The organism is Clostridium drakei, from assembly GCF_000633595.2.
GTDB lineage: Bacteria > Bacillota > Clostridia > Clostridiales > Clostridiaceae > Clostridium_AM > Clostridium_AM drakei.
In genome coordinates, this window is record NZ_JIBU02000021.1 from 54,212 (window position 1) to 75,905 (window position 21,694).

At 27.4% G+C, this 21,694-nt stretch carries 23 protein-coding genes and 1 riboswitch; all 23 genes read left to right on the top strand.

The genetic code is table 11. From position 1 onward, the window contains the following. Positions 1–9 precede the first annotated feature (9 nt). The gene (locus tag EG57_RS0211385; RefSeq protein WP_032077334.1) at positions 10–591 is read left to right on the top strand and encodes a hypothetical protein; all 582 of its coding nucleotides are present in this window, start codon (positions 10–12) and stop codon (positions 589–591) included. A 1,122-nt stretch (positions 592–1,713) separates the two neighbouring features. Then, the gene (locus tag EG57_RS0211390; protein ID WP_032077335.1) at positions 1,714–2,643 is read left to right on the top strand and encodes a hypothetical protein; all 930 of its coding nucleotides are present in this window, start codon (positions 1,714–1,716) and stop codon (positions 2,641–2,643) included. 64 nt (positions 2,644–2,707) lie between these two features. Beyond that, positions 2,708–3,403 (top strand): hypothetical protein, encoded by a 696-nt coding sequence (locus tag EG57_RS0211395; protein WP_032077336.1) that lies wholly within the window; start codon positions 2,708–2,710, stop codon positions 3,401–3,403. Between the two features lie 35 nt (positions 3,404–3,438). Then, the gene (locus EG57_RS0211400) at positions 3,439–4,107 is read left to right on the top strand and encodes a hypothetical protein (protein WP_032077337.1); all 669 of its coding nucleotides are present in this window, start codon (positions 3,439–3,441) and stop codon (positions 4,105–4,107) included. Between the two features lie 634 nt (positions 4,108–4,741). Then, positions 4,742–6,670 (top strand): KAP family P-loop NTPase fold protein, encoded by a 1,929-nt coding sequence (locus tag EG57_RS0211405; protein WP_032077338.1) that lies wholly within the window; start codon positions 4,742–4,744, stop codon positions 6,668–6,670. A gap of 16 nt (positions 6,671–6,686) precedes the next feature. Beyond that, complete coding sequence (locus tag EG57_RS0211410; RefSeq protein ID WP_032077339.1) at positions 6,687–7,388, top strand: hypothetical protein; 702 nt, start codon at positions 6,687–6,689, stop codon at positions 7,386–7,388. Beyond that, positions 7,372–8,814: a Qat anti-phage system QueC-like protein QatC gene (gene qatC, locus EG57_RS0211415; protein WP_032077340.1), complete on the top strand. Its 1,443-nt coding sequence runs from the start codon at positions 7,372–7,374 to the stop codon at positions 8,812–8,814. The genes EG57_RS0211410 and qatC overlap by 17 nt, the downstream gene beginning before the upstream one ends. Then, on the top strand, positions 8,807–9,532 hold the full coding sequence (locus tag EG57_RS0211420; protein WP_052037871.1) for a TatD family hydrolase: 726 nt from the start codon (positions 8,807–8,809) through the stop codon (positions 9,530–9,532). The genes qatC and EG57_RS0211420 overlap by 8 nt, the downstream gene beginning before the upstream one ends. A 247-nt stretch (positions 9,533–9,779) precedes the next feature. Continuing rightward, a complete protein-coding gene (locus tag EG57_RS0211425) occupies positions 9,780–10,781 on the top strand; it encodes a restriction endonuclease (protein WP_032077341.1) in 1,002 nt (333 codons plus the stop codon). Between the two features lie 214 nt (positions 10,782–10,995). Continuing rightward, complete coding sequence (locus tag EG57_RS26535) at positions 10,996–11,148, top strand: hypothetical protein (RefSeq protein ID WP_161782710.1); 153 nt, start codon at positions 10,996–10,998, stop codon at positions 11,146–11,148. A gap of 798 nt (positions 11,149–11,946) precedes the next feature. Continuing rightward, positions 11,947–12,900, top strand: a complete 954-nt coding sequence (locus EG57_RS0211430; protein ID WP_032077342.1) for an amidoligase family protein — start codon at positions 11,947–11,949, stop codon at positions 12,898–12,900. Positions 12,901–12,957: 57 nt separating this feature from the next. Beyond that, a complete protein-coding gene (locus EG57_RS25440) occupies positions 12,958–13,146 on the top strand; it encodes a gamma-glutamylcyclotransferase family protein (protein WP_052037873.1) in 189 nt (62 codons plus the stop codon). After that, entirely contained in the window at positions 13,143–13,337 is a 195-nt protein-coding gene (locus EG57_RS27470) for a gamma-glutamylcyclotransferase (RefSeq protein WP_414629346.1), read from the top strand. Before EG57_RS25440 ends, EG57_RS27470 begins: the two co-directional genes overlap by 4 nt. A gap of 134 nt (positions 13,338–13,471) precedes the next feature. After that, entirely contained in the window at positions 13,472–14,155 is a 684-nt protein-coding gene (locus EG57_RS25445) for a metallophosphoesterase family protein (protein ID WP_052037875.1), read from the top strand. Then, positions 14,156–14,344 (top strand): hypothetical protein, encoded by a 189-nt coding sequence (locus tag EG57_RS0211445; protein WP_032077343.1) that lies wholly within the window; start codon positions 14,156–14,158, stop codon positions 14,342–14,344. Between the two features lie 12 nt (positions 14,345–14,356). Then, entirely contained in the window at positions 14,357–14,731 is a 375-nt protein-coding gene (locus tag EG57_RS0211450; protein ID WP_032077344.1) for a hypothetical protein, read from the top strand. Between the two features lie 207 nt (positions 14,732–14,938). Beyond that, the gene (locus tag EG57_RS0211455) at positions 14,939–15,406 is read left to right on the top strand and encodes a hypothetical protein (protein ID WP_032077345.1); all 468 of its coding nucleotides are present in this window, start codon (positions 14,939–14,941) and stop codon (positions 15,404–15,406) included. A gap of 345 nt (positions 15,407–15,751) precedes the next feature. After that, on the top strand, positions 15,752–16,201 hold the full coding sequence (locus EG57_RS0211460) for a hypothetical protein (protein WP_032077346.1): 450 nt from the start codon (positions 15,752–15,754) through the stop codon (positions 16,199–16,201). A gap of 665 nt (positions 16,202–16,866) precedes the next feature. Continuing rightward, on the top strand, positions 16,867–17,439 hold the full coding sequence (locus EG57_RS0211465) for a hypothetical protein (RefSeq protein WP_032077347.1): 573 nt from the start codon (positions 16,867–16,869) through the stop codon (positions 17,437–17,439). Between the two features lie 206 nt (positions 17,440–17,645). Further along, a complete protein-coding gene (locus tag EG57_RS0211470; RefSeq protein ID WP_032077348.1) occupies positions 17,646–18,287 on the top strand; it encodes a hypothetical protein in 642 nt (213 codons plus the stop codon). A 375-nt stretch (positions 18,288–18,662) separates the two neighbouring features. After that, the gene (locus tag EG57_RS0211475) at positions 18,663–19,031 is read left to right on the top strand and encodes a nucleotidyltransferase domain-containing protein (protein WP_032077349.1); all 369 of its coding nucleotides are present in this window, start codon (positions 18,663–18,665) and stop codon (positions 19,029–19,031) included. An 831-nt stretch (positions 19,032–19,862) separates the two neighbouring features. After that, positions 19,863–19,994 (top strand): hypothetical protein, encoded by a 132-nt coding sequence (locus tag EG57_RS27295; protein WP_278246466.1) that lies wholly within the window; start codon positions 19,863–19,865, stop codon positions 19,992–19,994. 103 nt (positions 19,995–20,097) lie between these two features. Beyond that, positions 20,098–21,174, top strand: a complete 1,077-nt coding sequence (locus EG57_RS0211480) for a GGDEF domain-containing protein (RefSeq protein ID WP_032077350.1) — start codon at positions 20,098–20,100, stop codon at positions 21,172–21,174. A 239-nt stretch (positions 21,175–21,413) separates the two neighbouring features. Continuing rightward, a riboswitch (cyclic di-GMP riboswitch) is annotated at positions 21,414–21,497 on the top strand. The last annotated feature ends 197 nt before the right edge of the window (positions 21,498–21,694 follow it).

The following is a 21,694-nucleotide window of genomic DNA, read 5'->3' on the forward strand; positions in this document are numbered from 1 at the left end:
AAAATAGAAATGGAGTTATTTCAAGTAACAATATTTAATTATGTCCTAGGAAGCTTGGGAAAATTGGCTAGAGAAGTCTATGTCACTAAAAAGCAGGCTGAAAAATGGCTGAATAATATAATATCTGTAGGGGAATATTCAGCTCCAGTAAAAGAATATTTAGAGGTTTTGACTAAAGAAGGTAAGAATGAAGAGTCTTATGTATATGGTATTCCTTTTGCAGTGCCAGTTGTTAGTGAAGTAAGACACAAGGTTGTTACTGGTGGAGAGATTTACTGCATGGATTTTTGCAAGTGCTCTAGTTATGAAATTGATTTTATATATTTCAAGCATGACAATAGGTTTATAAGAGCAGCAAATGTAACTATGTATAATGTTGAATATAAAATTGCAGGAGAATACAGATGCATTGAAGACTTTTATATTGAGGCTATGTATAAGTACACTTATGCTTTAGAGGGGTATAAAAATAAATTGGAATCGTGTATTTATCTACCAGAAAAAGAATTTGAAAATGAAAAAGAATTTGAGGATGATTATTTGCATCCAAGTGAAGTAGATTTTAAATACATTTGGTTATATTTGGTATGAGAATAAACATTATTAATATCAGGTTGTTTTTGATGGCCAAATTTCTTTCAAACAGGCTTTCATGGCTATTCAAGGATATTGGGAGGCATTTACCGGGTCACTAAATAAAAAACCTTTACAAAAGGCTTATATGATAATTTAACTGTATTTTTGTTTTTATAAAATTACTGAGAATTTTTAGGGATATTCTCAGTAATTTTTTATTTTGATTTAATGTATCTTTATAAATTTATTATCATTTTAAAATTAGCTATCTTTATAATTTTATAAAAGAACCAAGAATCAGAATTCTCAAAACTAATATTTTTATAAATTCGTATTGTTAAACAGTGATTATATTAGCATCTTTATAAAATTGATTAGATGCGGTTAGTAATATTCCAATACTTTTATAAGAATACTTTAAATAACTTTAATTTTTATGGATACTTTATAAAAATATCTAGGATGAGAGAGTATTTTAGTACAGTTTTTATAAATCAGCAATTATGTATAAGTAGTGGTATCAGCCTATTTGTAAATATAGATACTTCAATCTTATCATTTTTAAAGAAGTTTTATAAGAATAGATATAATGTCATGAAACTGTTAATGCATTTTTATAAATGATAAGGATGTTTAATAAATGCGCTTAGGCAAACATAATTTATATCTTAGCAAGTTTATAATGATGAATAAATAATTTCAATTATGTTGATTTATAGCCATTTGCTTGATTTTTATATAAGATTTATTTGGAAAGTGTTGACTATATTAATTTTTGAAAAGACTATTAAGTCAATATAGAACAATTATAGATATTTTAAAAAAAATACTTGATGATAGAGTTTTTTATGGAGTCAAAAATATAATAGTCATAGCAGTAAAATAAGTAAGTAACTCTAAAACTATGATTTATAAACTTAATGTAGCTATAGTTTTTAAAAATAAAGTATCTATTTTGAGATTAAACTTTAAAATTCTTAGAAATAAGGGACAGTAAGTTTTAAGAACTATGATTTTTGATTTTTAAATCATGATTTTAAGATAGTTGATTTAACAAACAATTGAATTATGTTTATATAATATGATTTGGCATGAATCTTATCCATTTGATTTATTTATGAGAGGAGTTGATGAGAAATGTTGATTTCAAAGAAAATTAGCAGGGCTTATGACACTGTAAAGCTTTATTTAGAGAACGGTGATGGCAGTACTTTATCTAATGGGTATCTTGAACAGTTAAGAAATGATATTAGAGAATATCATTCAAGAAAAAAAGACGATGACTTTTTAAGGCAAGCTTACGAAAAGGAAGTTAAGCTAATGAAAATTCATCTTGAAAAGCTTAACGAAATGCAATCTGATGAAGAAAATATTGAATATGCAAGAGAGATGATAGATTTAATAGGAACAAGGCTTCTTTGGCATAGAAAGTTCAGTTTGTTGAATGAAATTTTAGAATATGTTGTTAGTTTAAGATGGGTGACTAGAGCTGAATCTAAGAGTAGGATGAGGATACTTATAGAAACAGGTTACAATTATGAAACTACAGCTAAAAGATTTAACGTTTCAGTGCATTCTGTCAGAGCAATGGCGTCTTATACACTAGGTAACTTGGAAAAAAAGTTAGGTAAGGACACTATAGATATACTTATGAATGGAGAAGTTGAGAAGGCAGAACTTCAGTTTAGGATTGGAACAGGTTCATTTGTAATGAATGAAATATTTGTTAAAGGGGTATTCAGATTAATTCCAGAAGGCCGGCAACAAGGAAATATGAATCTTCTGGAGTGTTTTGAAGAGCTTAAATATTTAAAATCTCTTACAATATTGGAGGTAAGAAAAAAGCTATCAGCTTTGAAAACAGAAAAATTAGAGCATATAATAGGGATTTTTGAAAGTAGTGACAGCAGATATGTGTATGAAAAAGCAATAATTTATAGATATCTTAATGGTAATATGAATGAATTAAAATTGAAAGAGCTTCTGGAAGAATTGGAAGACGAAGATATTCTAAAGAAGAAGTTTATGGAAATAAGTGAAGATAGTAAAGAAAAATTGGAGCAATAAAATAAATTTTATATATAATTATGCTCAATTATTATGAGTTGAATAATAAAAAGAGGTGATTGCAGTGACAATTTTTAAAAGAGTCTATTCAAATTGTTCTTTGCTGAGCAACAAAATAAAAAATGGACAAGGCAGTGAACTGGATCAGCACAAGCTAGAAGCTTTAAAAGAAATTGTTTTATACTTTGAAAGCTTAAAGTATGTAGATGATCCTAATTCTAAGATTAAGGTAGGAATGTATTTTGAATTAGTAAGGAAATATAATAAGGGAATATATTCCAAGATGACTAGAGAGCTTTTTAGAACAAAAAATAAAGCAGATGATGAGGAGTATAAAAGATATCTTAATTCTGTACAAGCATTAATCTGTTATACATCTAAAAATCTAGAAAAGAAATTTGGTGAAGCAATAGATTTAATTGATAGTGGAGATATTGAAGAAGGATTAAATAAGTTTAGAAACAGTACTTGTGATAGAAAGATAGCAAAAGGGGTATTGAGTTTATTCCCTGCAGCGAAGAAAAATGAAAATCTTAAAGTAAAAGATTGTGGGGCTGGACTAATATTTATTGGTTGTTTTATTGCTGAAATTTTAAGAAAAGAAATTCAATACTTAGATACTGAATTGGAGTACTTGAGATATGTTATTGAAAGTCCAGATGCAGATCCAGCGGAAAAGCAATATGTTAATGATTTTTTGGACAGCTGCGCTGGAGTTATACCTTTAATTCAAACTATGATAAATAAGAAATTGCAGTAATAAAATAGTGATTAATGAAAACAGGAGTGATAAATATGGCAGATACCAAAATATCTGGTGAGTCAAATATACAATTGTTGAATGTTGATCTAAAGCTTTTAAAAAATGCTGAAATTTTGGCTATAGCAAATTCTATGTATACAGATGAAAACTGGTCCAGACTAATATTTTCTCTTTTCTATAACAAGCTTAAGGCATATAAAGATGGCGAACTAATGAATCTAGTCAAGAAAAAACAGTTTAATGGTCTTGAAGAAATTGAGGATACTTCTTATAAATGTTTCTTTTTTAATACTTCGTTAAGACACCCTGGGCTTTATGAGTTTATAAAGGAATTCAAGTATTATAGCAACTCTAGCTTTTTTAATGGGATCAGCATATTTTCTGCTGAAGTTACAGATGAGTTGTCTTTTGAATTTAAGTTAAATGCATTAATTCCAATCCTATTTAAAAACAGGGTACTAAGCAACAATGGGGATGATAGGTTTATTGTAGTAATTTATAGAGACAATAATCCAAAGTGGGAGATAGCAATTGGATATAAATATACAAGATATGCTACATCAAAGGATGGAACTAAATTATTTGCCTGCAGTTCTTATTTGGTAGTTGAATTTATTGATTCAAGCCATTTTTTGATGATGATTGATAAAGTCTTGAATATGGAAGAAATCAAGCATGAAAAATATTTTATTAAGCTGTAAAAGTGGATTCAGAACTCTCTTTTAGTATGAAGAAGTTCTGAATTTTTTTATAGAAATTTATGCCTTTAAGAAAAGTTTAAAAAATAGCTTACTTTTCTTTGATGTAACAAGAGTTTGTATAAAAAATTTTATGGCTCTAGTACAAAAAAGGAATTGGTTATAAAAATATATGATATCTTTAAAGAAGTAAAAGAGTAATATAACAATTATACAATTTTAATTGGAACATATAAAATTTATTTTGCAACAATTGTAGAAAGTGACAACATAGAATTATATAGTGAAGAAGAAAAACAATGATATTATTTTTGAATTTAAGCAATTAGAAGAGAGTGAAACAAAAATAAAAATATGAAATAATGAAGGCGTTAAAAGTAAAAATTATTGGGGTACTATAGAATTCAAGGAGGTATAACCAATATTTTGTAGAATATTATATATTAAACATATTTTTGAAAGAAATACAATGATTAATAGCAAATAAATAGCTAATTTAATAAAAAATCTTTTTAGATTAAGAGAACTGGATTTAGAAATGAGCAAACTATGAACTTTATATAATTACAAAAGTAAAACATCTTAAATATAAGATACAATGAAAAATAGCTAATTGTGAATAGGGAGGTAATAATGCATGTGGTTAGATAGAGAATCAGAAGTTGATTTATTGGCGTATAGTCCTTTTGCGGAATTAATAACTAATATAGCATCGAATGAACGACTTAATCCACTTACAATAGGATTATTAGGTAGTTGGGGTGTTGGAAAATCAACATTATTAAAGCTTGTAGATGAAAATATTAAACAAATAGATCCAACACATGAGAAGATTGTATGTATCTCTTTGAATTCTTGGATGTTTGAAGGCTATGATGATGCTAAAAGTGCTATTATGGAAAGTTTATTGAGGGCATTGTTAGATAATCAGCCTTCTTTCGAGAAATTAAAAGAGGAAGTTAAGAATTTAATAAAGAGAATTGATTTAATAAGATTGGGATCAACAGCAATCAAGCATGGAGTACCTTTAGTTATGAGTTATATTAATCCAGCTGTGGCTACAATCACTGCAGCACAGTATCTTACAGGAGATAAACGTAAAGAACTAATTGAAGATTTAAAAAAAGTTTGGAAAGAAAAAAAAAGCGATGATAATACTACTGTAGAAAATATTCGATTATTTAGAAAAGAATTTGAAGGATTAATTAAGAAGTCGGAAATTAATAATTTAGTAGTAATGATAGATGATTTGGATCGATGTACTCCAGACAGAGTAATTGAAACACTCGAAGCAGTAAAATTATTTTTATCAGTTCCAAGAACAACATTTATAATTGCAATTGATACACAAGTTATAAAATACTCTGTTGAAAAAAAGTATCCTAAAATAAGTGAAGATACTATTAGATTTTCAGATAATTACATTGAAAAAATAATACAATTGCCAATTAATATTCCAGAGTTATCAGAAACAGATATTAAAAATTACTTATTGTTGCTAATTTGTGAGTTGTTTTTTAAGGCAAGTACAAAAGATGATGACAAGAAAATCAAAGTAGAAAATCAATTAAGTGTTTTATTAAATAAGGTTAAGGAAAAGTCAGTTTTTATTAATGGAATAAAAATAGATCTTGATTTTATCAAGAATTGTTTTGATAAGTATGATAAAGAACTTTTTAGAGATGATAGTGTGGAGGAGTTTGAAAATATTTTTAAAATAATTTCAGGCACAAGTGAAGTGATTTCAAGTACACTCAAAGGTAATCCGCGTCAAGCAAAACGATTTTTAAATACATTTCTGATAAGGAAAAACTTAGCTGAAATATATTATAAAGCAGATAAATCTTTTGACTATTCAATTTTAGCAAAACTTATGGCTTTAGAATATATCGATGATAGATTATTTAAAGAATTATATAAATGGACTATCACAAAAAATAAAGCTCAAGTAGATATAAGCGAATTAAAAATATTAACGGATATTGCATGTAACAATAAAGATTTTCCAGAGGAGTATCGTAAATGGTCAGATAAAAAGATAATCAAATGGTTGAAATCAGACCCTGTAGATGTATATAAAAAAGATTTGTCTAAATATTTCTATTTAACAAGGGAATCTTTAGATATAAATGTTAGTATTTCTGATTCATTAAGCAAGTCAGAGCTTGAAATATTCAACAAAATAGTTCAAGGAAAAAGAGCAACAGCATTTAGTAAGCTAATCAAGGAATTAAAAGATAATTCAGCTATAAAATATACAAAAGTATTAGATGCTATGATTGAAAAATTTCAAGATGAAATAACTGTATTAGATAAAATACAATATGTGTATATCAATTATCCAGATTACAGGGTAGAAATAAAAGATTGTATTAAAAGGATTAAACCAATCGATATTACGCCAGTTAGTGTAATTTCTTTAAATGCAATGTATCGTGTGAATCCAAGCGAATTTGAAGATGTGATTCAAATATTTAGAGAAAAAGGGATTAGTGAAGATGTACTTATGATTATTTGCAAGCATGAAGGAAATGATTCTTCAACCGTAACAACAACTAAAGGATAGTTGAAAGGGGATAAATATGGGAACATCAAAGGGGTATATTCCACCTAAAAATGCACAATGGAAACAAGCTAAAGGTGCAGTAACTAGAATGTTAGGAACTTCAAAAGGAAGTGAAGGAACCAAGGAGGCAATCTCAAAGTATGCAGATGCATATATGTCAACCCATCTAGCCAATAGTAATATTTCTATAGTTGCTGGTAGGGTAATGAATTTTTTAGATTCTATTAGTGAAAATGGAATAAGTACTACGGCTCAATCATTAGGATTAGATTCACTTTTAAATAAATCAGGGAATGAACTTTATAAAGGGATTCTTGATTATTTTGCTAGGGATTTTTCTACAATAGATATGCAAATTATAAGGGATAGTCTATCTGAAACTTTTAAGAATTTAGAAGTTGATAACTTTGAAGATTTTAGAAAAATATCAAGTGATGAATTTTTAATCAATTTTTTGATTGAATTTGCAATAAAGAACTTTGAAGTTTGCTTTGCTGAAAAGATTTTGTCAAAATCAGAATTGGCTAATGACTATGATCGAATTATGGACGATGTAAGTAAGATAATTGAAAATAAAATTGTTACAGATGTTGTACTGGGAGAAACACTTAAACTAGATTATTTGGGTAAAGAGGGGCAGAATTATGTAGTGTCCGTTTGTAGAGCATGTTTTAATACTTTAAGAATTATGGGGGATGGATATGAAAATTTGGATTAATAAAACTGTCACAGAAAATCCTTCAAATGATTTTAATGAAGCAATCAGATTTGATATGCTGGATGATGGAACAAAATCAAATCTAAAAACAAACTTTGAAGAAATATGGAGAAGGTTTGCAAAGGCAAAATTAGAATCTGTATATGAAGATTTATTAGTAGTAGCTGCAACTGTATATGCGGTTGATAAAAGAATTCCGCGATCAGGTATCTATTCAGGAGAGACATATGATAATTGGACAAGAACTTTAGAAGTTTCAATTCCAGTTATAGATATAAATAAATGGATAACAGTTAAAGATGAACTTGAGAAAACATTGCATTTTTTGAGTGGAGATAGCTGGAAATTATATTTTCGTAGAACAGAGCAACAGTATCGTAATTGTAATTATGAAAAAAAATATTCTATTATCAAAAATAATTTTGATGGTGTAGCTTTATTTTCAGGGGGATTGGACTCGTTCTCAGGAGCAATTAAATTGTTAGAGGATAGTAAAAACATTTGTTTTGTTGGTTGCAGGGAATATTATGCACTCAGAAAGAGAATAAAAGAATTATTTAAATTAATTAAAAATGAATACCCGGAAAGAAATATTGATGAAATTGTATTTTACACTGATTCAGGGTATCCAAGAAATGTTGATGAGAGTATTAAGAAGAAATTCAGAGAAGATACTAGCAGAAGTCGATCCTTTTTATTCCTTGCGGCAGCATTGGCAACGGCCTCTTTAATAGGAAATGAAATTCCAGTGTATATACCTGAAAATGGATTTATCGGCTTGAACTTGCCATTGACTCCAAGTCGGTTAGGTAGCTGCAGTACAAGGACAACTCATATATATTTTTTGAATCACTATAATGGAATTTTACGAAAACTAGGTATTAGACATAAGATAGAAAATTTCTTTTCTTTAAAAACAAAAGGCGAGATTGTTGATATGGTAAAGAAATCTAATGCATTCATACAGGGGGCTGGTAGAACTATTTCTTGCTCACATCCTATGCGTGGAGCAAAAGGTGTTCCAGGCAGACCCAGAAATTGTGGTTATTGCTTCCCGTGTTTAATACGAAGAGCTTCACTAAATAATATTGAAATAGATGATGAGTATCTTGATACTTTTATAAAAGACTATAAAATTAGTACTACATTTATTAAAAACAGTAAATTCTCAGATCCAAATAATGGCAGAACCAAAGATTTAAAAGCAGTATTATTCGCTCTTCATGAATACTTGAAAAATGGAAGTATTGATTATTATGTGAATAAGATGATTAATTTAGGTGGCTTAAATATAGAAGATATAAAACACTTTGCGAGGGTTTATATTAAATCTATGGAAGAAATAAAAGAAATGATAGAGCATCAAGCAAAGTTGAATGATATGGAGTTATTAGAATATATTAAGGCAGGTTTCAAAAATGAGTAAGTTGATAGATATGCATTTTCATTTAGATTTTTATCCCAATCACTCACAAATATATAATAATATAAATAAATTGTGTCAGCACACATTATGTGTTACAAACCAACCAGAGATATTTGAATCTTGCATGGACATGTATCCAGTAACTAAGTATGTACAATTTGCACTTGGTTACAATCCGCAGTGTGTTAACGATGTTCCCTTTAGTAAAAATACGTTTTTGAGAAATTTGAAAAGAACTAAGTATATTGGAGAGGTTGGGCTAGATTTTTCATCAAAGTTTTGCTCCAAGAAAGAAAAGCAAATGGAGATATTTGATTTTATTTGTACTAAATGCATAGATAAAGTTATGTCTGTGCATTGTAAAAAAGCAGAAGAATCACTTTATAACATTTTGAGTCAGCATAAAAATAAGAAAGTAGCATTACATTGGTATAGTGGTGATGAGTTTTGGTTGGAAAAATTTTTAAAACTAGGGACTTATTTTTCTATTAATGCAAATATGATTAACTCTTATAAAGGAAGTAAAATTATCAAGTGTATCCCAAAAGAGAATTTACTAATTGAAAGTGATGGCCCTTTTACAAAGGTTGATGGGAAAAAATATACTTTTGATAAATTAACTAAAGTTTATATGCTTCTAGGGGAGCTCCTTAGTATAAATTCAGAAGAAATGAAATTGCAAATATCTCAAAATTTTACTAAATTGGTAGAAAAATAATGTGTTGGTAAAATTGAAACGTTATAAAAACAATATATAAAAGGTGGTTATTACGATAATGATTTACAATTTGTTTGTAACATAATGAATTTGGTTCTATAGCATTAAAAACTTAATTAATGTTTATTAGAAGAAATATATACAGTAAGAAACATAGATATGGTAACAATAATAGTTTATATATAAAGATTTTAGCATAAAATCATATGTGCATATAAGTTGTCATTGAATTAGGATAGGAGGATTTATGGTTACAAAAACTATTAATCAATTGCATTTTGAGGATTTAGACCCTATTCGATTTGAAGAGTTGATATTATCAATAGTTTATCGCATGAGAAGGTGGTTAAAATTAGATCACCTTGGTAAAAAGGGTTCTGATGATGGAATTGATATAAGAGCTGTAGAAGAGCTGGAAAATGGAAAAAATAAAACTTATTACTTTCAATGTAAAAGGTACTCAAAAATTACCAAAGCACAATTGCATAAAATTATAGATGATTTTTTAGATAAAAATACAGAGATACCAGATTTGTATACCCTGGTTATATCATGTCCATTGTCTAAAAAGCAAATTGACGATTTTGAAGAGTATGCAAAAAATAATGGTTTTATGACAGTTAGCATATGGACAAATTCTATAATTGAATGTAAGTTGTATGCAGAATATCAAGATTTACTTTTTGCATATTTTGGAATTAACTTGACAGAAAAGAGAAATAAAAAAGTTAATAGTATAAGAAGAAATATAACTTTAAAGAAGAGAATGCATAATGATTTTCTAAAGGCATATGGGTGTAAAGATAGAGATGAATTAAATGAAAGATTGCATAGTCCAATGAGAAAATTTAATGAATCTGAAGTATTGATTCGATCTATTGATGATACTGATTATCCAGAAAATGCTTTGCTTGAAAAAGATTTTATGGGGTACTTTAAAGCAGAAGTTTATAATTTTTATCATAATGGGCTACAGGTAATTATTGGAGTTAAGGATATAAGAGTAAAACAGTATGAAGGTTTAGATGGTGACAAATTTACAATTGAAACAATTAGAGTAGCAGAAATAGGATACTTACCATTTGATAACATTATTGATTATGATTATAATGGAGATGAATATTATATGTATCCCCACTTGTATTGTGATTTTGTGAATAGGAATGATCCATTTGAAAAAATAGGATATGCTTGTGAACAATCATATGGATGGACTATTATTGATGATGACTTAGTTATAAGAGAATAATTTCTATAGTATGGGTATTATGAAAACTTCAAGCATTTCAGACAGTTCAAAGGTAAGAAATTAAAATTACAACATAAATTTTTTATTAATAAGTTAAAAGATATTAATTGTAATGTCTAAGTGAATTGCTGCCAAATTAATTCCAGTTAAGTTAGTTGTAACAAAAAACTATGCTATAATAGATTAAATAAGCATTTTGCTAGGTGGAGTTAGTATGAAGTTAATTTGCAAGTGCGGTAATGTAGAAGAGATAAAAACAGATAAGCCGATTGAAAGATATGAATTTAAGAGTTGTGATGACGGAACTTTAATATTGGTATGCAAAAACTGTAGCGAAGTAGTATTTATAAAGTTAAAGAATAGTTAAGTAAGCTCTGGGGTATAGTCTTGGAGTTTTATTTTTAATTATATTTCTAAATGTTAAGAACGGAAAATTATTATAATGTTTAATAACTAGGGTGTAGAAGCTCTGGTTTTATTTTTTTGTGAAGATTATTTAGGAAAGTTAAATAGAGGACAATACTCGAAGCAAGCGATTCGGGCATTTCAAGCAATTGAGTGAACAAATAATAGAAAACAGTAACCTAATAAAAGCATTTTAGTGTACAGAAAGCTTAATTTTAGAGAGTTATACTTTAAGGTGCTAATATTTTATAATTTCAGTTGCTGTGCTGTGAAAAATTTCAGAATATAGTAAGTAAGTTTTTTATTTTACAGTATAAGCTACAAATAAAATATTATTAAATAGGAGTAATTTTTAGTAAAAGAGATAGCTAAAAGTAATACTAATATAGAAGAATTGTAAGATTGACTGAAGTTAAGATTTAATTCTGATGCGGATGTTACTTAGAATATATGGGTAGAAGCTGATTCTATAGAATAAGTCAATTTAAAAACATAACCATTATTGATACGGATAAAGGTCCTTAGAAAGTATTTATATAATATAAGTACATTCTTTCATATCTATCAATGTTAATTATAATTAATCAGTTCTTAATATAAAGAATTCCATTATAATTTTGTTTGAAAATATAAAAAGTACTTGATTTCTTACCCCAAAGTACGGTATTACACATAAGAACAGTTTTTAAAGCTTTTATCACTAATTTTTAAGGGTGCTTTAAAAATTTGTATTTGTGGAGCAAAGGAGGTAAACATTGAGGTGCCTTGTAATTGGAGAGAATTATCCTTTGGGGTAGAAATCGAATTCAGCTTTATCAAACGAGCAAAAGCTGCAGAAATAGTTAGCGATTTTTTCAAAACTTCTTATTTTCATTCGGGAGACAAATATGATACTTATGAAATAGAAGATTTTCAACAACGTATTTGGAAAGTTGTAAGAGATGGTAGTGTGACACCAGAAAAAAAGATAGATGGTATAGTAGTACAAGCAAGTGATTATTACAAGGTTGAACTTGTAACGCCAATTCTATACTATAAGCAAGACATGGAAATATTACAGAAATTAGTACGAAAGTTAAGAAAAAGTGGGGCCAAAGCGAATAATGATACTGGGGTGCATATACATATCGGAGCAAAATTTTTTGAAAATAATCCTAATAATCTGAGGATATTGTGTAACATGGTTTATTCAAAGCAGAATCTATTGGAGAGAGCAATCCAAGTACACAATAACAGAAAACGTTTTTGTGAATTATTGAGTGATGACTTTATAAAAAAACTGAACAAGGTTAAGCCAAAGACACTAAAGGAATTTGCTGACATTTGGTATGGATTTGATACTCAAAAAGCTGGATATCAAGGATATAGAAGCAACAAATATCATAAATCTAGATATAGGATACTTAATTTGCACAATTTGCTAAGTGGAAGGATGAAATGTATAGAGTTTCGCATTTTTAATGGAACTTTGCATTCTGGGGTAATAAAATCATATGTACAGTTTTGTTTATTGTTAACAGCACAATCATTAAATCAAAGCAGAGCTTCTTGTAAACAAAAATCTACAATTAATGAGCGATGGAGTATGCGTATTTGGTTACTTAACATCGGTATGATTGGGGAAGAATTCAAAACAGCTAGACATCATTTAATTAAATTTATGGAGGGAGATTGTGCATTTAAGAATAAGGTTCTTGAAGGATGTACTTTTTAATAAAAACATTGAGTTTAAATTTAAAGTCTGAATATTTTTAGGAAAGGAAGATAACTAATGGGCAAAATCTACATTGCTTTTGGAAGTAATTGCAATTTAGTACAAATGAAGAAACGTTGCAAGGATAGTATTCTAATAGGTACAGGATTTATAAAAGATTATCAATTGAGATTTAAAGGCATAGCAACTATAGTACCTTGTAAGAGTTCAAAAGTACCAGTAGTAATTGGAGTATTAATGATATAGATGAGTCAGCTCTTGACGTATATGAAGGCGTTAAAAATAATTTATATCGTAAAGAAACAATTACGGTACGTCTTGATTCAGGTAAGTTATTAGATGGAATGGTGTATATACTAAATAGTAAAAAGCCTGACTGTATGCCTAATGCATATTACTTTGATACTATAATTCAAGGGTATAGAGGAATAATTTAGAAATTAAATATTTACTTAAAGCCTTTGAGCAGAGTTTCAATAGTGAAAAGCTATAAGGAACAAAATGTAAAAATAATTTAGTTTTAGGTTATCTAGAGAGGCAATAAAACAAGTATAAGTAGGTGAAAAATTTTATGAAGATATTTTCAACTTCTGATATACATGGTAACTTTGGAGAGCTACAAAAAATAATAGACTTTGCAAATAGTAGAATTGATATAGATGTTGTAATTTTCTGTGGAGATATTGCTAAGGATTATAAATGGTCATCAATTAAGGAGTTAAGAACCTTTCAAAGTGATGATTATTCATGTTTTAAATATATGATATCAAAAATTCTAAATAAGAGGATTTACTATATATTAGGCAATCATGATGTGTTTTTACCAGATGGAACAGATATGAATTACTTAACTAATGTATATAAAGTAGGTATGGAAGATGCATCTATTCCTTTTGAAATGTTGAGTAATAATCTCTATGAAACAGATAGAGAAGGTACTGAAAAAGAGTTAGAGATTGCTTTACAGGCACTTGGAGAAGTAAAAGAAAAGTTCATAGTTTCACATCAGCCACCTTACAAGTGTCTGGATAAGGGGTACAGTGGGCATAATTATGGTAGCAGGTCTATAAGAAAAATGATATTGCATAAAAATCCTTCAGTTTTCTTTTGTGGTCATATACATGAGGAGTTTGGTGTAGATAGGCTTGGAAATACTGTAGTAATTAATTGTGCTTGCAGTAGGAGTATAGCAAGAGGGATAATTTTTGATACAGAAACAAATGTATTCGAAGAAATAATATTGGAGGAAAAATAAATGGATAAGCCTGCATGTAAATTAGTAGGTGAGAATGGAAATATATTTAATTTGATTGGAATAGCAAGTAGAGCTTTAAAAAGGGCTGGACAAGCAGATAAGGCAAAAGAAATGTCTGAAAAAATAATGAAGTGTGGCAGTTATGACGAAGCCTTGCAAATTATTATGAACTATGTAGGAGTAGAATAAGGGGGTAATTGAATGGAATGGAAAGAAATGCTGCCATATTTATCAAAACAAATAGAGGCGAAAAATGTATGGAGATATGATGCTTCTGGAGCTACAAGAGAGCTTACAAAAAAACAGGCAAATAAAATAAAAGAACTTGAATCAGAATTTAAAGGAACAAGAGTAGTTGCAGTTTTGGATGCAAAATATGAATTCCCAGATTGTGAAATTCATTTTAATACATATCTTTTATTGAGTGATGATTCAACACCTATAATTGCAAATGATGGTACTAGAGAATATGTTATGTTTTTTGCTTTTGTAGACAATATGGATGATACTTTATGTAGTGAGCTTGGAGATGTTGGTATTGTTGAGATTTGTGGTTTGTTAAGAAGAGTGTATTAAAATTAAGAAAGTAAGTGAAAAACAATAGATTTTCTGGAAGAAATGCAAGTGCTAAAATAAATATAAACTTAAAGAAGTCTGCTTAAATAAAAGGCGGCCTTCTTTAAATTTTAGGAAATGAAATAATGTGTAAATTACAACATTGAAAAGTCCATCATATGCTGGTATTATTATATAAAAATATATGATGGGGTGGGGAACTAGATTATGATACAAAATTCAACGGAATACAAAAGTTATATAGAAAGAATACAGGAAATAGTTTACAAGGGACAAGAAGTAAAGCATTTAGAACATTCATTTTATCAAGTTGGCTCAGAGCATGTAGCTATAAGCATTACAGCTCCAGAATCAAATAAATATTTCTTTGGTATTAACTCTGAGTATCTTGATAAAGCAGATTATTCTATTTTGGTATGTGGAAATGATCTATGTGCATTTAAGATTCCAAGTAATGTAGTAAAACAATGGAATTTGAAAGTAGATCAGAATACAGGAAGATATCTTACAGAGATAGAACTTGATAAAAATGAAGATTGGCTTCTTTCAATTAAAAAAGGAGAAGATGGTTCAGCAGTAAAAATTAATGAGTATTTTATAAATCTTAAAAGAGATGATGAAATAATTAGTGAGGTAATGGTAACAAGGAAAATACTTGGTTTGGATAAAGATTAGCAAAAACTATAATAGTATATACTTAAAAAAGTGCACTTTATTTTAGAATGGTGATTAAATTTTAGATTTTATTTTTATAAAGTTATATTTTTATATATTTGAGCCAGAGTGAAATGTAGTAAAAAATGTAGTTATTATTAGCAATGGATAGTTTAAGAAGCACTATGGAATGTAATTTAGATACTAATATCATTATAATGTTTAATTTTGATCAGTAAATGAATGATGTTATTATATTTGCATTGCTATAATAGAAAAAGTTGTTATTTTAAAAAAATGATGTTAAATTTTGTTGAAAAATATATACTAAATCAAATATAAATGGGATATGGGGGTAAGTGTCTTATGAACAATGAACAAATCAACGAAAAGATGGCTTGTGAACTAAAAGCGTTATTAGAAAAATATAATATATTTCATGGTACAAGAATTTATTTTAACAATAAATGTTTACATGATAGAAATGGAAAAATAGAATTGATTGAAAATATTAAAGTTGAGGAATGGCTTGAATGGTGTAATCCTGAAATGGTTAGCATGTCTTTTGAAGGCGCAAACTCGATTTACCCAATACTTAATGATGAATGTGAAAATCGTGAAATGTGTACAAAAATTTACAATAAATTTCTTGAAATAGGCAAAGAATATGACCGATTTTATGAACAAGGACAAAGCTGGAATATTTATTATACCCCTAAAGAGATTACACAAATTGTTTGGGGCGCTAAGAATAAAAGTAATAAGTATTATTATCCTAGGAAAAAGTCTAAAAAGTCTAAAAAAATTGAAATATGATGACTAATTAGGAAACAGCAAAAAGAATGGTATTTTAATATTGATATTAGATTAACTATCATGAATATTTTCAACAGCACTGTAAGGTGCTGTTTTTATTTTTTAGAATGTTTTTAGAAATATGAGAAAAAATATCATAAAACAGCAATAGAATAAAAATTTTTTAAGAAAAATTTAAAATTCTCAATATGTTAATTTTGCATATCAGTTTATATTAGTTTTGTTAGATATGTGCACTTTCAAGTGATTCTAGGTATGGAAGAACGGATTTTATTTTACATATTTAATAATTTTTATGAATAAAAACTATTAAATATGAAGAGTGAAGATATGAATGTTATAAAAGGAAAGAGATGAATATGAACTTAGAAAGCAATATGAATTTGATAGTGTATTAAGGTCTATATTCATTTTCCAAACGTAAATAACGTGGGGTAAAGCATAGGACTAAGTTATCCAAGCAACCCACTCTTAATTTCAGGATTTGTTAAATTTTAAGATGATGACTTAAAGCACAGTTAGGCTATCTTCTTTCTTTTTATATAGCACTTAATTTTAAAAGCATTTAAATTCCTTTTGAAATTAAGTGCATTTATGGTAAAATATTTTCAAATAGAAGAAGTGTTATATATACTAAAATGAGCTAAATGCATGGAGGAGGCATTATGTGGATAAATAAGATTACTGCAGATGGTTGGATATCATTTATTGGTTCTATAATTGGAGCTATCATTACAGCAATATCTATAATAATAACAATAAGGATAAACAACAAGCAAATAAAACAGCAAATGATAGAAAAAATAAGACCATATCATGATGCATTAAAAGAATCTATTCCAAGTTATGACTACATTATGACACAATCTGATTATTTAGATGAAGAGGATAATTTATTAGGTGGATTTGTTGATGTAGAAGGAAGGCTTTCTATCTTAGAGAAGCGTTTAAGAGATAGTGAGGAGCCGAATGGATTATTGGAATATAAAATAGAGCAACACAAAAAATATATGGAATACTGGAGTAAATCTAATTCAAAAATTGAAGAGTTTATGAATAGTGGGTTTTATAATGCAGTAAAAAGTGCATGTGATGGTGAGGTTATAAAGTGCTATTATGATTTTTTTGTTGCTTTTCATAATGAACATTTTTATTCTGGACCGATTATAGATACAGATTTGTTGAGAGGTAATTTAAGTAGACTATTCGAAGCAATTAAAAATGCAGAAAAATTTTAGAGGTAAACGGATAATGATAGTGCTACTTTAAGACTATTGTGTGTTCAATAGGATGAGTTATCAAGAGTTATTTTTTCAATTTTTATTTAATGTTAAGTGTGATGAGTAGTAATTTTATTATTCTTAAGGATATATTATATTAGTAGAAATAACGAAAATATTTTGATCAAACTTTATTTTATAACTATAGTAAGGGGATAGGGGTAATGGATGAAAATAAATATAAGCAAGTCTATGTAATAAGTAAGCATAAGAATTTATGGATGGTAAATAAAAGCAAATATACAACCAAATGTTTTGAAGTAGATAATGAAGGATATATTGATTTAGAAACTGATTGGATACTTCATGGCGCAGATCCTAGAAGTGTTAGAAAAAAGTTTGTAGATTGTTTTTTATCTAATTATGAAGCTGAGAGTGAGTGTAAAAAAAGAAATAATAGACTAGGATATAAAAGTACTGAGAATAAAGATAGGCGGAATAACTTTTTAAATGAGTTAACTACATTGAAAGAATATTTAAATGCGTTGGGGGTTTTTTATAACTGTTCCGTTTATCAGATAAGTAAGTCAAAATTTCTATTTTCAAATAAAAAATTTGAGTACATTACATATATAAATGGTTTTCTTAAAATTGGATACTGTAGAGGAGAGAAATCTTTATTAGATATTAGGAAAAATGATTTTTTAGATGTTAAAGAGCTAAGTTTAAAATGTGCTGGATATCAGATTAAAATTGGAGACTATATTTTGATTTTTATACATAGTCTTGAACGATTAAGTACAGGGGAGTTTCTGAAAGTAAACGACGTAGTATTGGATAATGAAGAATATAATATCAAATTCTAATTTAAATTACATATTATTTATATAATACATTATGAAGAAATAATGTTTATAAGGTGACTTTGTTGCCTATAGGAGTAATGAAAGTGTAGAGAATTACTTAAAAAAGTTAAGGGGTAAGAAACATTTAATTCTAGGTAACCATGACCTTATTTTTAAGGAGAAAGATAATGGTAATCATAGATACATTGAGAGTATCTATGGTTGAGTATGGTGAATTAAACCAATAATCGGACAAGAACTAATAACCAACAATAATTTCTTCAAAGAAAGCCATTAAATTAAAGAATCTGCTTGTAAAAGAGCAGACTTTCCTCATAATCAATGACTTATAATCATAATGCCATTGTGAATTGTTGGATAAGAGGAGGTGTATAGATGAAAGCTAAAAAAGAGAATTTAGCTAAAGAACAAATATTAGATATATTAAAGGATATAAAGAAAAATAGTATATTAAGCAATATAAAAATAGGTTTGGCAGGATCTTTTGCAAGGGGTACAAATATGAAGAGTAGTGATATAGATATAGTATTATCCTATGATTTAGATAGGGATGATGCAGACTTATTAATATTGGTAGAGGAGTACATTAATAAGAAATGTGGTTACAAAGTGGATGTATTACATTTGGAAAGATTAGCAATAGAGGACGAGGAGTTAGATAATCACGCAAAATCTTTAGATTTACCTATAAATGATGAAAGTGCATATAAAAGTATATTAAAAGATGTGATATGGATTGAGTAAAGCTTTAAAATACAAACTGAAGAGTGGTAATTATATTAAATAAGGGGTATAGAAAATAATATTATTTAGCTGCAATCATTAAAATAAAAAATTTTTCTAATTTTTTATAAGGTTAATTCGCTTTTATTATAGCAGCTTATAGTTATTTACTAGGATATGTTACTTTAAATTGAATTATACAGCAGAATAAATTTTTAAATTTTAAACAATAATTTATTTTTACAGAAATAAATTATTATATACAAGGAAGAAAAATAACAAATCTAAATAAGAATTTGAATATCAAGAACAAAAAAGAATTGAGAGCTAGAAATAGGGTATATGACCTCAATAGAGACAATTTAATCAATTAGCTAACTTCCCTTGGATTTAATCAATTCAAGTAGGAAATGCTATAGCATTGCATTATGATAAATGGCAGTAGAATTGGCATCTTATTATGATGTAAGAGGGTAGAATGATTATTAAATAATTTTATATTAGATGTATTTTTTTTTCTTTAGACAATGAATCTTTTTATTTATCATAACAAAAATCTAAAAGTGTTCAACTTACTTTTGAAATTAGGTGCATTTGTGATAAAATATTCTCAAATGAGTTGAATTTATAGAGGATTAAAACTTGGAATGGATTAATAGCATAATTAGAAATTTTTTTCATAAAAATAGAATTCAAATAAAAATTCGTTATTTAATTATGCATATAATAAGTTGATTAAACCAAAATTATGACATATAATTTTTTTAGTGCTTAAATTTGTTAAGTGATTCAAATCTAGACTGCAGAATTTAGAATGAATTATATTAACTATAAAATAGAGGGTGTCATACTATGAAGGCAATTGTAATTTGCTTTAGAGAAGATAAAGTAATCTGTATAAACGAAAATTTAAAAGAAATATACATAGGTAAAAATCTTATACCTAAGGATGTAAAACAATATGATGCATTAATTATAAAATAATCTAAAATTACTATAGAAAAACAGTATAGCCAAGAAGATATTTTGGAATGCATTAAAAATGATGAATAGTGTAATAATATTGAAGTTTTTAGGAGATAACTAAATGGTTAGCATGTTATTTATTAATGCAACAATTCTTATATCATTTCTAGCACTTACTAGTCAGATATTTAAAGATGTAAAAATTGGCTCAAATTTAAAATTAAGTGTGAAAATAGCTTTTGGTGTGTTAAACGGAACTTGTGGATGCATTTTAATGTTTTATACTATACCTATATCAAATAAAACTTTAATGGATTTGCGTATAATAACCTTAATTATATCAGCAATTTATTGTGGTTTTATATCCGTATTATCTACTTCAGTAATGCTAGCTATATTTAGAATTGGTTATTTTGGAATAAATGAATCATCTGTAATAGCAGTCATAAATTTATTTGTATTATCATTATTTTTCAGCTTAGTATTTAAGTTGAAAATAAATGTGAGGAAAAAATGGATAATTATGAATATATTAAACCTAACAACAGCATCAATGATATTTTTGATATTGATAAAGGACTTTAATAAGCTATTACTAGTTTTGATAAATTATTGGTTTGCATCGATATTAGTTTCAATAATTGTTTTTTGCGTTCTACAATATATATCAAAAACAAATGAATTATATAGAAAATTAAAAATTGAATCAACAGAGGATTTTCTTACTGGACTAATTAATGTAAGAGAATTTGATAGATTATTAAATAGATCTATTAAAGAGGCAATTGAAAAAAATGAAGATTTATCTATACTTTTAATAGATATTGATTTCTTTAAAAAAGTAAATGATACTTATGGCCATGCTGTTGGAGATATGGTACTTAAGGATCTTGCATATATTTTAAAACAATCATGTAGAAGCTTTGATATTGTATCTAGAAATGGTGGAGAAGAATTTACAATAATTTTATTAGATTGTGATAGTAATCATTCCTATAAAATTGCAGAAAAAGTAAGAATAAACATAGAAAAACATTGTTTTAAATTACCTAATGGAGAAAAATTGAATATAACTGTTTCTATAGGAGTTAGTTCATATCCAGATAAAGTTAAGGATATTAATAATATTTTAAAAATTGCAGATGATGCTTTATACTTAGCTAAACGCAATGGAAGAAATAGAGTAGTATTGCAATAAAATTTGTAAAACTTTATACGTTTTTTTCTTTGATTTAGCGTTTAATAATATAGAATAGTTCTAATAGCGTTTGGAAGTGAAGAGTAATTAATTATTTTAAAAAAGTTTTCTAAAAATATTAATTTAAATTTGAAACAAACATGTAAATAAAAAATATTTTTAGTCGATAAATTACTAAATGAAGTAATATTAAATATAAAAAAGTATAAGATTAAGTCATATTTACTACATTTAAATAAATACTTAAAGGAAACAATGATAAATTTCTTATACTTGGGCACTTGAGAAATTTGGAGTTAGTAGTGCAACCGGCCAATTATTGTTATAGATTTAAGAAAATCTTGGATAATAATTGGCTTTTAATTTATAAAAAATTATGAAGGGAGTCATTTAATCATAGTATTTTTAAATACTATGTATAGCTTTAAAGGCTACAATGGTTTAAAGGTAATTAAGAAATGTAAGCGGTGGAACACATACCGTACCCAAAAAAACCAGCTTCACATCAATATGCGAAGCT

Coding starts and splice junctions, on each gene's coding strand:
- EG57_RS25445 (WP_052037875.1), top strand. CDS start 13,472: ATGAAGATATTTTCAACTTCTGATATACATGGTAACTTTGGAGAGCTA.
- EG57_RS0211455 (WP_032077345.1), top strand. CDS start 14,939: ATGATACAAAATTCAACGGAATACAAAAGTTATATAGAAAGAATACAG.
- EG57_RS0211420 (WP_052037871.1), top strand. CDS start 8,807: ATGAGTAAGTTGATAGATATGCATTTTCATTTAGATTTTTATCCCAAT.
- EG57_RS0211470 (WP_032077348.1), top strand. CDS start 17,646: ATGGATGAAAATAAATATAAGCAAGTCTATGTAATAAGTAAGCATAAG.
- EG57_RS25440 (WP_052037873.1), top strand. CDS start 12,958: ATGGGCAAAATCTACATTGCTTTTGGAAGTAATTGCAATTTAGTACAA.
- EG57_RS26535 (WP_161782710.1), top strand. CDS start 10,996: ATGAAGTTAATTTGCAAGTGCGGTAATGTAGAAGAGATAAAAACAGAT.
- EG57_RS0211405 (WP_032077338.1), top strand. CDS start 4,742: ATGTGGTTAGATAGAGAATCAGAAGTTGATTTATTGGCGTATAGTCCT.
- EG57_RS0211465 (WP_032077347.1), top strand. CDS start 16,867: ATGTGGATAAATAAGATTACTGCAGATGGTTGGATATCATTTATTGGT.
- EG57_RS0211400 (WP_032077337.1), top strand. CDS start 3,439: ATGGCAGATACCAAAATATCTGGTGAGTCAAATATACAATTGTTGAAT.
- EG57_RS0211410 (WP_032077339.1), top strand. CDS start 6,687: ATGGGAACATCAAAGGGGTATATTCCACCTAAAAATGCACAATGGAAA.
- EG57_RS0211425 (WP_032077341.1), top strand. CDS start 9,780: ATGGTTACAAAAACTATTAATCAATTGCATTTTGAGGATTTAGACCCT.
- EG57_RS0211445 (WP_032077343.1), top strand. CDS start 14,156: ATGGATAAGCCTGCATGTAAATTAGTAGGTGAGAATGGAAATATATTT.
- EG57_RS0211390 (WP_032077335.1), top strand. CDS start 1,714: ATGTTGATTTCAAAGAAAATTAGCAGGGCTTATGACACTGTAAAGCTT.
- EG57_RS0211480 (WP_032077350.1), top strand. CDS start 20,098: ATGGTTAGCATGTTATTTATTAATGCAACAATTCTTATATCATTTCTA.
- EG57_RS0211450 (WP_032077344.1), top strand. CDS start 14,357: ATGGAATGGAAAGAAATGCTGCCATATTTATCAAAACAAATAGAGGCG.
- EG57_RS27295 (WP_278246466.1), top strand. CDS start 19,863: ATGAAGGCAATTGTAATTTGCTTTAGAGAAGATAAAGTAATCTGTATA.
- EG57_RS0211475 (WP_032077349.1), top strand. CDS start 18,663: ATGAAAGCTAAAAAAGAGAATTTAGCTAAAGAACAAATATTAGATATA.
- EG57_RS0211460 (WP_032077346.1), top strand. CDS start 15,752: ATGAACAATGAACAAATCAACGAAAAGATGGCTTGTGAACTAAAAGCG.
- qatC (WP_032077340.1), top strand. CDS start 7,372: ATGAAAATTTGGATTAATAAAACTGTCACAGAAAATCCTTCAAATGAT.
- EG57_RS0211385 (WP_032077334.1), top strand. CDS start 10: ATGGAGTTATTTCAAGTAACAATATTTAATTATGTCCTAGGAAGCTTG.